Annotated in this window: 11 protein-coding genes and 3 tRNA genes; 4 read left to right on the plus strand and 10 right to left on the minus strand. The window is 35.0% G+C overall.

From position 1 onward, the window contains the following. Positions 1-55 precede the first annotated feature (55 nt). On the minus strand, positions 56-508 hold the full coding sequence (locus PHF25_06515) for a nucleoside deaminase (protein MDD4527671.1): 453 nt from the start codon (positions 506-508) through the stop codon (positions 56-58). A gap of 87 nt (positions 509-595) precedes the next feature. Here PHF25_06515 and PHF25_06520 point away from each other — a divergent pair. Further along, positions 596-671, plus strand: a tRNA-Val gene (locus PHF25_06520). 13 nt (positions 672-684) lie between these two features. Next, a tRNA-Glu gene (locus PHF25_06525) sits at positions 685-759 on the plus strand. Between the two features lie 101 nt (positions 760-860). On the opposite strand, the gene rfaE1 is transcribed toward PHF25_06525, so the two are convergent. Beyond that, positions 861-2,261 (minus strand): D-glycero-beta-D-manno-heptose-7-phosphate kinase, encoded by a 1,401-nt coding sequence (rfaE1, locus tag PHF25_06530; GenBank protein ID MDD4527672.1) that lies wholly within the window; start codon positions 2,259-2,261, stop codon positions 861-863. A gap of 320 nt (positions 2,262-2,581) precedes the next feature. Between rfaE1 and gpmI the strand changes: the two genes are divergently transcribed. After that, positions 2,582-4,144, plus strand: a complete 1,563-nt coding sequence (gpmI, locus tag PHF25_06535) for a 2,3-bisphosphoglycerate-independent phosphoglycerate mutase (GenBank protein MDD4527673.1) — start codon at positions 2,582-2,584, stop codon at positions 4,142-4,144. Positions 4,145-4,200: 56 nt separating this feature from the next. Here the strand turns inward: gpmI and PHF25_06540 are convergent, their stop codons facing one another. From PHF25_06540 to serC, 5 genes are read right to left on the minus strand one after another with little or no spacing between them, the layout of a single operon-like run. Next, complete coding sequence (locus PHF25_06540) at positions 4,201-5,331, minus strand: replication-associated recombination protein A (protein MDD4527674.1); 1,131 nt, start codon at positions 5,329-5,331, stop codon at positions 4,201-4,203. Beyond that, positions 5,332-6,093 (minus strand): exodeoxyribonuclease III, encoded by a 762-nt coding sequence (locus PHF25_06545; protein MDD4527675.1) that lies wholly within the window; start codon positions 6,091-6,093, stop codon positions 5,332-5,334. It lies immediately after the preceding gene. Further along, positions 6,093-6,776 (minus strand): 2,3-diphosphoglycerate-dependent phosphoglycerate mutase, encoded by a 684-nt coding sequence (gene gpmA, locus PHF25_06550; GenBank protein ID MDD4527676.1) that lies wholly within the window; start codon positions 6,774-6,776, stop codon positions 6,093-6,095. Before gpmA ends, PHF25_06545 begins: the two co-directional genes overlap by 1 nt. A gap of 2 nt (positions 6,777-6,778) precedes the next feature. Then, positions 6,779-7,762 carry a 6-phosphofructokinase gene (gene pfkA / locus PHF25_06555; GenBank protein ID MDD4527677.1) on the minus strand — a complete coding sequence of 328 codons (984 nt, stop codon included), beginning with the start codon at positions 7,760-7,762 and terminating at the stop codon, positions 6,779-6,781. Positions 7,763-7,771: 9 nt separating this feature from the next. Beyond that, positions 7,772-8,851 (minus strand): 3-phosphoserine/phosphohydroxythreonine transaminase, encoded by a 1,080-nt coding sequence (gene serC / locus PHF25_06560; protein MDD4527678.1) that lies wholly within the window; start codon positions 8,849-8,851, stop codon positions 7,772-7,774. Positions 8,852-8,951: 100 nt separating this feature from the next. Here serC and PHF25_06565 point away from each other — a divergent pair, with 100 nt between their 5' ends. Further along, complete coding sequence (locus PHF25_06565; GenBank protein MDD4527679.1) at positions 8,952-9,467, plus strand: hypothetical protein; 516 nt, start codon at positions 8,952-8,954, stop codon at positions 9,465-9,467. Between the two features lie 8 nt (positions 9,468-9,475). Here PHF25_06565 and PHF25_06570 read toward each other — a convergent pair. From PHF25_06570 to purL, 3 genes are all read right to left on the minus strand, one after another. Beyond that, a tRNA-Arg gene (locus PHF25_06570) sits at positions 9,476-9,552 on the minus strand. Next, the gene (gene purF / locus PHF25_06575; GenBank protein ID MDD4527680.1) at positions 9,543-10,934 is read right to left on the minus strand and encodes an amidophosphoribosyltransferase; all 1,392 of its coding nucleotides are present in this window, start codon (positions 10,932-10,934) and stop codon (positions 9,543-9,545) included. The genes PHF25_06570 and purF overlap by 10 nt, the downstream gene beginning before the upstream one ends. After that, on the minus strand, positions 10,934-12,437 hold a 1,504-nt coding region (gene purL / locus PHF25_06580; GenBank protein MDD4527681.1), incomplete at its 5' end, for a phosphoribosylformylglycinamidine synthase subunit PurL. The genes purF and purL, both read right to left, overlap by 1 nt.

Below are 12,437 nucleotides of genomic sequence, written 5' to 3' on the forward strand. Positions count from 1 at the left end.
TTTAATTATTCATATCCTTTGTGAAATTATAGAAAAAGAAATTTTCGGATAAAGGTTAAGCTTTCTTTCTTTTCTTTTCAAAAAAATCAGTTAAAATTTTAGAGCATCTTTCGTCTTCATTATAATCATATTGAACTTTATGAATTAACTTGTCCTCATCAAATATTTTGTATTTACTAACAACGCAGCCAGCCTTAGCATCAATAGCTCCAAAAACAACTTTACTAATTCTAGCTTGAATAATAGCACCAACACACATCAGGCAGGGCTCAAGCGTCACATAAAGCGTTGCGCCATCAAGCCTCCAGTTATTAGAAAGCTTGCAAGCATTCTGAATAGCGTCAACTTCTGCGTGTAATAGCGCGTTATTTTCCAGCACACGTTTGTTTCTGCCTACTGCAACAATCTTTTCATCTTTAACAATTATTGCACCGACAGGCACGTCTTCATGCTCCAAGCAGAGCAGGGCTTGTTCATAAGCTTTATCCATGTAGCATATTTTTTCCATATAAGTTCTCTAATTATACACCGTTGACAGTGATTTTTTAGCATGGTATATTTTCTAAGCCTTTCACAAGGTATTGTAATTTGAAAAGGGCGGTTAGCTCAGATGGTAGAGCATCTGGTTTACACCCAGAGGGTCGGCAGTTCGATCCTGTCACCGCCCACCAAACTAAATAAAGTGGCCCCTTCGTCTAGTGGTTAGGACACCAGGTTTTCATCCTGTAAGCAGGAGTTCAATTCTCCTAGGGGCTGCCATTAATAAACTATCAATTCCATAAAATGTACTTAAAGAAAATCAATTACCTTGTTTGGCTACGCATTATTTGAAATTGTTAAAATTGATAGAGCAGTGAAAACTATTTCAATTTATCAATGATTTTTGTAGTAGAGTAGCCTTCAATAAAAGGAATAATTTCCACGTTACCAGAAAAATCCTTGCCCACCACATCTTCAGCCTTGTAATCGCCACCTTTAACTAACACATCGGGAGTTATAGCTTTTATCAGCTCGAGTGGGGTATCTTCATCAAAAATAGTAATGTAATCAACAAAATTCAGAAAAGAAAGCACATCCGCACGATCTTGTTGATTGTTGATAGGCCTATCGTCACCCTTTAGTCGTTTTACAGAATCATCACTATTAAGTCCCAAAACAAAAACATCACCTAATTTACTAGCATCACGCAAATATGATAGGTGGCCTTTGTGTAAAATATCAAAACAACCATTTGTAAAAACAATCTTTTTAGATTTTTGCTTTTCTTGTTCAACAATTCTCAATAAATTTTTCCTATTAATAACTTTAGAGGAAACTTCATTCATGGCAGTTAATAATTCATCTTTATAGATAGGAGTTGTACCAAACTTACTTACAACAATACCAGCAGCGATATTTGCCATTTTTACAGCATCTTTAATACCCATGCCTAAAGCAACTCCCAAAGAAACAGTAGCGATAACAGTATCGCCTGCACCAGAAACATCAAAAACTTCCCTGGCAACTGTAGCAAAGTTAATTGTTTCATCTCGGGAAATTAAAATCATTCCTTTTTCAGAACGAGTAACTAACAAATACTTAATATTAAACTTATTAAGCAAGGGTAGAGCATATTTTTTAATTTCTTCATCAGTATTCAATATTTCTGCATTAGAAACCTGTGCTAACTCCTTTAAATTAGGAGTAACCATATAGGCGCCATTATATTTATTCCAATCACTTCCTTTAGGATCAACCATAACGGGAATATTAAGCTTACTGCACTTATCAATAATCATCTGACACGTTTCTGCTGTACAGGATCCTTTTAAATAATCAGAAATTACAAAAACAGAAACATCATTCTGAATTAAATTATTCAATTTTTTTTCTAACAACCCAATTAATTTACTATCAATTTCCAAAGGATTTTCAAAATCTAAACGAGCTATCTGCTGATGTCCACCAATAACTCTAATTTTTGTTACAGTAGGGTTGTCCATAACTAAGGCCTCAAGCTGAACGCCTTCCTTATTGCTTAAATTTGATAAATCAGCAGCATTCTTATCCTTACCTATAAAACCAAGCAAAACAGGCGTATTGCCAAGCTTAGCGATGTTATTAGCTACATTCGCTGAACCACCAAGCGTCATATGCTCATTATCCACGTTAACAACTGGAACAGGGGCCTCAGGAGAAATTCTACTAACTTTACCAGTAAAATATTTATCTAGCATAATATCGCCGTAAATTAAGATTTTCTTCTTAGCTTTTAATTCCATTAATGAGCTCCTAATAGGATGTGTCTGCAAACTATTATGATTATTCTATCCATATTTTGCAAGAGAAGAGACAGCCTAATATCCAAGCAAACATAAATCTAGATAAATTACCAATATTTCTACGTCGCATAATATATATTATGTAAAGTATCATTTTTATGTTTTCGGGGCCATAGGTGCCATGGTTATTGAATGACAGAAACTTATCAACAGAATTTATGCTTATCCACAATTTGAAGAGGCAAATTTCAGCTTTTCAGACCCTTGGAGATAATCTACAATTACCAAAGAGATAAAATGCAAAATACAAGGGAGCCAAAATGACAAAATATCGTCCAGCACTTATAGCAATTTTAGATGGTTGGGGAATTGGGAAAAAAGATGAGAGCAATGCTATTTATTTAGCCAACACTCCAAATTTAACAGGTTTTTTAAAAAACTATCCTTCAGCATCTTTAAACACCAATGGCCTTGAGGTTGGATTACCTGAAGGCGTTATGGGAAACTCAGAAGTCGGACATCAAAATATTGGAGCAGGAAGAGTTGTCTACCAAGCCTTAGCAAAAATAAACGTGGAAATAAAAAACGGTGATTTTTTTAGAAACAAAGCTATTGACGATGCCTTTCAAAATGCAAAAACAAACAACACTGCAATCCATTTCATGGGTCTGCTTTCAGATGGTGGTGTACACAGCGATATTTCTCACCTTTTCGCCCTACTCCAAAAAGCAAAAAAAATGAATATGACCAAAGTATACGTGCATGCGCTAATGGACGGAAGAGACACTTCCCCTACCGCAGGTATTAATTATATGGAAAAACTCGAAAATAAGATGAAGGAACTCGGCGTAGGTAAGGTTATTACAGTAATGGGTAGATATTATGCTATGGATAGAGACAATAACTACGACAGAAACGTAATCGCCTACAATGCCTTAGTTAAAGGTGAAGGGGAAAAGCACGCAAACGCAATTGACCTATTAAAAGAAAAATATGCAGAAGATCAAACAGACGAGTTTATTACACCAACTAATATCACTGATTCAAGTGGTAGTATTATAAAAGTAGAAAAAGATGATTCATTAATTTTCTTTAACTTCAGACCAGACAGAGCCAGACAAATCACCAAAGCATTATTGAATAAAGTAAATGACGATCCAAAAAATATTTTTGCTAACATAAAAACTCCGAAGATATTTTTTACAAGCTTTACCCAATATCAAGCAGGCTTAAATGAAAACGTTGCCTATCCACCAGATACTTTTGAAAACACACTAGGAGAATTTCTTTCTAATCAAAACTTAACACAATTAAGAATTGCAGAAACAGAAAAATATGCACATGTAACTTTTTTCTTTAACGGTGGATCAGAAAAAGTTTTTTCAGGAGAAGATAGAATATTAATTCCTTCTCCAAAAGAAGTTGACGGATACTATGATAGAAAGCCCGAAATGTCAGCACTGGAAGTTACCGACAAATTGCTGGAAGCTATTAAGAGCGACAAATACGATGTCATAATTTTGAACTATGCAAACATGGACATGGTTGGACACACGGGAGTAATTCCAGCTACTATCAAAGCAGTTGAAACAGTTGATGCCTGCATTGGCAAAGTCATTGATGCAATTAAACAAAAAAATGGACTTGCCATAATAACTGCCGATCACGGTAATGCAGACCATATGACAGAAAAAGATGGTTCTCCTATGACAGCACATTCCATGAATCAAGTTCCGATGGTTGTTATTTCTAGTGAAAAAGTTGAGTTAAAAAAAGAAGGCAAATTAGCGGACATTGCGCCTACATTGCTAGACTTATTAAACATCAAAAAGCCAAAAGAAATGACCGGAGTGTCTCTTTTAATTAAACAGGAAAAGCTCTAAATTAAAAAAATATAGAGAATAGAATGACTACTCATTTATTAAATGAAAAAGGTTAGTTATATTTTCCAATTTCTTAAGTGACTTGGAACTGAGTCGTTAGGTTTATCTTTGACTCGTTGAATAGCTTCTTTAATTTTAGTATACGCATCTCTATTTTTAGGCGCCCTACTTAAATAGCAACAAGCATGGGACAAATTTATCTCTACTTCCGGCATCCCTAGCACTTCAGTTGCTTTGTATACTTCAGTAGCAACAGTTAAAGCAACTGGGTCTGCCAACCCAACATCTTCCGAAGCAAAAATCAACATTCTTCTAGCAATAAACCTTGGGTCCTCACCAGACAAGAGCATCCTCGCAAGATAATAAACAGCTTCATCTTCTTTACTAGCACGCATTGACTTAATAAATGCGGAAATAAGATCATAATGTTCATTTTCATCATAATGGACAATCTTATGCATTATTACTTGGTCAATATCTTCGTCAGCAAGTATTATCTTTGATTTAAAATTGGCCTTTTTAGCTAAAACCATTAATTCTAAATTATTCAAGACTTGTCTTAAGTCACCATCAAAACTAAAAATAAATTTCTTCAAAACATCTTTATCAATCTCTATTTCCCAAGTTTTTAAAATTAAATCATTTTTAATTGCAAGCTCTACTGCTTTCTTAATGTCCAAATATGTTAATGGCTTAAATTCAAAAAGCTTACTTCTGGAAACTAATGCAGAGTTGAGACTATACAAAGGATTGGCAGTGGTTGCACCAATAAATTGAATAATTCCACTTTCCAGATCCTTTAACAAAACATCTTGCTGACTCTTGTTAAATCTATGTATTTCATCCACAAAAAGAATTGTTTTCTTTCTATAATAAGAGAAATCTTTTTTAGCCTCTTCTATCACAAGTCGCACATCTGAAACCTTGCTTTCAACTGCGTTTAAGTCAACAAATTTTGACTCTGTTCTATTAGCAATTATTCTAGCCAAGCTTGTTTTTCCTGTGCCTGGTGGACCAAAAAAGATTAAGGAGCCTATTCTGTCAGCATCAATTAGTTTTCTTAAAAGTTTACCTTCGCCTACGATTTGTTCTTGTCCAACAAAATCATCAAAGGTCTTTGGGGACATTCTATACGCTAATGGTTTTCTGGAATCAGTATCTATCGCAGAAGTAAACAAATCAGCCATTTATCTAAGGATTAATTCTACAGGACAATGGTCAGAACCATAGACCTGATTGTGTATACAAACATCAACAACACTATCTTTAATTTTCTCACTAACCAAAAAATGATCAATACGCCAACCAATATTCCTAGCTCTAGCATTTGTCATATAACTCCACCACGTATACTCTTTTGCTTCAGGATGTAAACTTCTAAATGCGTCAAAAAAACCATTACTGATATAGTTACGAAAACCTTCTCTTTCTTTATCTGTAAAGCCAGCACTCATTCTATTGGTCTTTGGATTAGTTAAATCAATCTCTTCCGGAGCAACATTCAAGTCTCCACACACAATAACTGGTTTAATTTTATTTAAACCAACTACAAAGCACAAAAAGTCTTGATCCCATTCATTGTAACGATAATCCAATCTTAGAAGTTCTCTTTTAGAATTTGGCGTATACACGTTTACCAAGTAAAATTCAGGCAAATCCAAGGTCACTACCCTGCCCTCATTATCATGTTTTTGTATACCTATACCATATTTAACTTCAAAGGGCTCTATTTTGGAAGCAATGCATGTACCAGAGTATCCTTTTTTTTCAGCACTATTCCAGTATACATAAGGGTATCCTAAATTAGAAAAATCAATATCAACTTGTTCTTCATAAGCTTTTGTTTCTTGTATACAAAGTATATCAGGAGAAAAACTGTCTATGTAATCAAGAAATCCTTTATTAATTACCGCCCTTATTCCATTGACATTCCAAGTGTGTATACGCATTACAAGTAATACTTATCTCTGGGCTTCAAGCAAGCATCAAGCTCATATACCATAGGAGCTCCCGTCGGAATATTTAAGTTCATAACTTCGTCGTCAGTCATTTCATCTAACACCATAACAAGCGCTCTAAGACTGTTACCGTGAGCTGAAATAATTATTTTTCTCCCTTTAGCAAATTGTGGACATATGACATTTTTATAAAAAGGGACAACTCTATTTATAGTCATTTCTAGGTTTTCACCAAAGGGTAAACTAGTAATGGGAATACCTGTATACAAATCATCTTTACCAGGATACCGCGAATCATCTAGTGCTACAAGAGGAGGCAATTCCAACATGCTTCGTCTCCATTTTTGCACTTGTTCATCTCCGTATTTTTCTGCAGTTTCTTTTTTGTTTAATCCTTGTAACGCACCATAATGTCTTTCGTTTAATTTATAACTATTAATAATTTCTATGTCTTGAAGATTTAACTCCTTTAAAATGATAGATAAAGTATCTTTGGCTCTTTTAAGCACAGAAGTATACGCTAAATCAAAAGAGTACCCATTCTCTAAAAGTTTTTTTCCTGCTTCTTTAGCTTCTTGGACTCCTCTGTCAGACAACGCAACATCAGTCCATCCTGTAAAACGATTTTCAAGATTCCAAATACTTTCACCATGTCTTACAAGAACTAATTTCATGACTACAAGCTCAATTTATCAAACATATCTGTTGTTCTTTCGGATATTGTCTTCTTCTTTTCCCAAGTATCTTTTAAGGGAACATAATTAACACAATCGTTCATAGAGGTATACCCTACAATAACGCCAGACATTCCTTTATCTAAAGCTAGTACAGCTTCATAGCCTAGTCTGCTTGCAACTATTCTGTCCAAAGCGCTTGGTGAACCACCTCTCTGCAAATGACCCAAAATGGACACGCGTATATTCCAACTGTCTCCTAAATCTTTTTGGAGCATTTCTTTGATAGCGAAACCTCCACCAAGTTCGTCACCTTCTGCTACTATTATAATAAAGCTTTTCTTGCCTTTTTCTCTTCCTTCTTTGAGTCGTTCAAGGATTAAAGGGTACTCGTCTTTATTTTCAGGAATAAACACTCCCTCCGCACCACAAGAGATGCCTGTATACATTGCTAAATATCCAGAATTTCTTCCCATGACTTCAATTACAAAAAGCCTGTCATGAGAAGTTGCTGTGTCTCTAATTTTGTCTATACATTCCATGGCGGTGTTTAATGCAGTGTCATACCCTATTGTATACTCTGTTCCATACACGTCGTTATCTATTGTTCCAGGTACACCAATTCCTTGTATGCCAGTTTCAACAAGGACATCATTAAGGCCTCTAAAAGAGCCATCGCCACCTATAACGATTAGTTTTTTAATCCCTCTTGATGCCATGTTTGCATAAGCCAGTTTTCTTCCTTCTTCTGTTTTAAAACGAGGACTTCTAGCTGTCTGAATAAATGTTCCTCCACGATTAAGTGTATTTCCAACAGAACGAATATCCAATTCCTCAAACAAACCATTAATGAGTCCCTCAAATCCTTTTTTTACTCCAACCACATCATAGCCTAAAGCAACAGATGTTCTTACAACTGCCCTAACCGCAGCATTCATGCCGGGACCGTCGCCCCCACTAGTTAATACAGCAATAGTGTCTTTCATGCTTGCCTCCTATTTATTATTTTTTTCAAACTTCTCCATAAAGTCCACTAATGCCTGGACTCCTTCAATTGTCATTGCGTTGTATATGCTTGCTCTCATCCCGCCTACACTTCTGTGTCCTTTTAAGTTCACTAAGCCAAAAATAGAAGCTTCTGCAACAAATTTAGCATCTAAATCTTCACTGCTAGTTAAAAAAGGCACATTCATTAATGATCTATCTTTTTTGTTTACAGGCGAAGTAAATAACTTAGAATTATCAATGCAATCGTATAATATTTTGGCTTTTTGTTCATTTCTTTTTTGCGCTGCTTTTACTCCACCTTTTTCCAATAAATCTTCAAAAACCAAACCTGCTAAATAGACACTATACGTTGACGGTGTGTTGAACATAGACTCTTCTTTGTCAGTTAATTTATAATTATAAAGTTTAGGAGTAATGCTCATTTCGTTACCAAGCAAAGACCGTTTAACTATAACTATACATAAACCAGCAGGACCTATATTTTTTTGAGCACCGGCAAAGATGCAAGCGTAATCATTAACATTGATTTCTTCAGATAAAATGCAAGAAGACATATCTGAAACAATCGGGATATTTGTTTTTGGTAAACTATTGTATTTTGTACCATAAATCGTGTTATTAGAAACAATATGTAAATAATCCGCATCAGAAGGAATTGTTAGTTTTTCAAGGTTAGGAATAAAGGTAAAGTTCTGTTCTTTAGAAGAAGCAATGACATCAACCTCGACATATCTTTTACCTTCACTAATTGCTTTGTCTGACCATGTTCCTGTATTAATTATGGCTATCTTTTTTTTATTAACTGCTAAGTTCATAGGAACAGCAGCAAACTGAGCGCTTGCCCCTCCATGCATAAAAAGAACAGCATACTCTTCAGAAATATTCATAAGTGTTCTTAGGTCTGATTCGGCTTTCTTAATAATTTTATCATACGTTTTACTTCTATGAGACATCTCCATTACAGACATCCCCGTTCCTTTATAATCTAAAATTTCTTTTTGAGCCCTCTCTAACACTACTTGAGGTAACACTGCTGGACCTGCACTAAAATTATACACTCTTGCCATCTTTAAACCACTCCTTCAACTTTTTTATATTATATAGATTATAGGTCTTTTTAAAAAAACATTAAATGGGAATTTAGTGTACTTCTCCCGATATATTTATATGAAACAAAAAATAATTGCATTAAACAAAATTACATCTAAAAAAATAGATGACTCATATAGAGTATTATTTAAGACACTAACACACACACTAAGAAACATACAGCACTCTCTCGATAGAACTGATCCTATTCTACATGAATACCAAAAAGATGAAGTTGTATCAGTTCAAATACTTCAAATAGAAATTAATTATATAGAATCATCACTTGAATTATGTTTAACTAAATTAGAAAATTTCGAAAAATTGCTTGGAGAAAAATACTTAGCTACTATTGATAAAGGAACAAGGAAAACAAAAAATGCAATTTATAAAAAAAGAAGAATCTTTCTAGCGCACTATAATCTTTTGAACTCTGAACTGTTTTCACTATTAGACCTTATAAAACAAAATCCATCCTATATAGAAGAAAAAGCAGAAAGAGTTGATTTCCTTGACACGTATACTGAAACACAAAATAGACTAGACTACATTCTTGATTTACTAAACGCTACAAGGAAAAGCTTAAAACTATAAATAACAAATGGCGTCCTCGGCGCGAATCGAACGCACGGCCTTTCGCTTAGGAGGCGAACGCTCTATCCTACTGAGCTACGAGGACTTACCTGTTCCCATTTTAGATTTCTTTATATGCTCTGGCACACCTACAGGATAATCTCCATTAAAACAAGCTAAACATAAATGATTAGCCGGAAGGTGAATGGCATTCACTAAACCTTTCAAAGAAAGATAGCCTATAGAATCAACCTCCAACATCCTTCCAATTTCATCTACCGAGTAATTGGCTGCTATGAGTTCATCTTGCGATTCTGTATCAATACCATAAAAGCATGGCCATTTAACTTCTGGAGAGCTTATTCTAATGTGAATTTCTTTTGCTCCAACTGACCTTAATAATTTAACAATCTTTTTACTAGTTGTGCCTCTAACAATTGAATCATCAACTAACACAATTCTCTTATTCTTGATGGCAGAAACAATTGGATTTAACTTTAATCTAACTCCAACTTCTCTCAAAAGCTGATCTGGCTGAATAAAGGTTCTACCTATGTATCTATTCTTAATAAGCCCTTCTGCAAAAGAAATTCCACTTTCCTTTGAAAAACCAATAGCAGCTGGAGTACCTGAATCAGGAACGCTTATAACCGCATCAGCGTCTGCTGGATGTTCCCTATATAAATTTCTTCCCATTCTAACTCTAGCTTCATACAAATTCTTGCCACTAATACTGGAGTCTGGTCGTGCCAAATATAAAAACTCAAAGGCACATACTGCTAATCGCGATTGTGGTTCAAAAACAAAGCTACTCTTTACACTAGTTCTTGTAATTATTACCATCTCTCCAGGCATTACTTCTCTTATATATTGAGCACCAACGACTCCTAACGCACAATCCTCGCTCGCAATTGCATAACCACCAAGAACCTCACCAAAAGCCATTGGATTAATGCCAAAAGGGTCTCTAACCCCAACAATTTTATCTGGAGCTAAAACAACAAAACTATATGCACCCTTTAATTGTTTTGCAACCTCAGCAATAGCTTCTTCTATTGTATCTTTTTCTGATAAACTTAACATTGTGGCAATAATTTCTGTATCAGAAATCCCATTAAACCGAACCCCTTTGTTTATACACCAATCGCTTAATTCCTTAATGTTAAGCAAACTGCCATTATTAGCTAAGGACATATAGGTGCCCTTAAACATAAAAGCAAAAGGATAAGCTTTTTCGGCAACGCATGAACCAGAAGTTGAATAACGAACATGACCAATAGCCATATCTCCAACAGGCAACTTCGCCAGGTCTTCTTTTGTAAATACCTGTGAAATGAGACCAACCTTTTTTATTGTATGAACTTGTTCTCCATTGGATATTGATATACCAGCACTTTCTTGGCCTCTGTGTTGAAGTGCAAATAAACCAAAATAGGTGGATTCTACTACACTTAATTTATTAGAGTATATTCCGAATATACCACACATTACTCTATGACCATCATTTCGCCAATGGAGTTATTATAAATATGCAGCAGCTCTTTGCCAGGAACATTTAGAAATGTTTTCCCATCTATTTTAATTTTCAAAGAATTATCTTTATTAGTTTTTCCTAAGAATGAATACTCATCGTTAAAAAGCTTTTCAAATAACTCTTTATTGCTTTCAGAAACAGATACAATATATCTACTCTGAGTCTCTCCAAATAGGATGCTATCTTTTCTTAAACCATTAGACTTAATATCCACATCAGCACCAAAACTATTTCCCTTCATACACTCAAGCAAAGCAACAGCTATCCCTCCGTCAGCAACATCATGAACTGAATTTACTAATTTAGCTTTAATTGCTTTTAAAATTATAGCTTGCATTTTAACTTCGTAATCAAGGTCCATGCTAGGGCAATCTCCAGCTATTAAATCATGAATGACCTTTAAATACTCTGTTCCACCAATTTCGTCCTTATTGTGTCCAACTAAATAAATCAAATCAGAGCTATTCTTAAAGGACATAGTCATGGGATCAACATCTTCATCAAATAGTCCAACAATACCAACAACTGGCGTTGGAAAAATTCGTCTATTTTCAGATTCATTGTAAAGCGAAACGTTTCCGCTAATAACTGGTGTTGATAATTTTCTGCAAGCTTCAGCCATTCCCTCAACAGCCATCTCTAATTGAAAAAAAGAGTCTTGCTTTTCTGGATTACCAAAATTTAAACAGTTTGTCATCGCAAGTGGTTTTGCTCCAGTACAAGCAACATTTCTGGCTGCTTCAGCTACGGCTATCTTTCCACCAACTAATGGATTCAAGTAGCAATATCTCCCATTGCCATCTGTTTTAACAGCAATTCTCTTCTTTGTACCTTTAATGTTAATAACAGCTGCATCAGCTTCACCTGGATTAATAAAAGTATTTGTCTGCACCATATGATCATACTGTTCATAAACCCATCGCTTAGAAGCTATGTTTGGTGAAGCAACTAATTTTTTAAAGACATCATTGCTGTTTTCCTCTGTAACATCGGCAACGTCTGTGTTTTTAAAAGCAAGTGTTTTTTCTAAATAGTCAGGAACTTTTCCTTTTCTTTCATAAACAGGAGCATCGTCAGCCAAAGATCTGGCTGGAACTTCAGCGACAACCTCGCCTTTTTTCAAAATTCTAAACATACCATCAGTAGTAACTTTGCCAATTATTACGCCATGTAAGTCCCATTTTTTCATTATCTTAAACGCTTTTTCTTCTTTACCTTTTTCTACAATAACAACCATTCTTTCTTGACTTTCCGAAAGCAATATTTCATAAGGAGTCATGCCAGATTCTCTTTGAGGAACTAAATCTACATCTATTTCTATACCATGGTTACCTCTTGAGGCCATCTCACTTAAGGAGCTTGTAATTCCAGCAGCACCCATATCCCCCAGCCCGACTACACAGTCAGTTTTTAAGAGTTCCAAACATGCTTCTATTAGTAACTTTTCTTGGAATGGA

It is taken from the genome of Candidatus Margulisiibacteriota bacterium (assembly GCA_028706105.1).
GTDB lineage: Bacteria > Margulisbacteria > Riflemargulisbacteria > GWF2-35-9 > DYQY01 > DYQY01.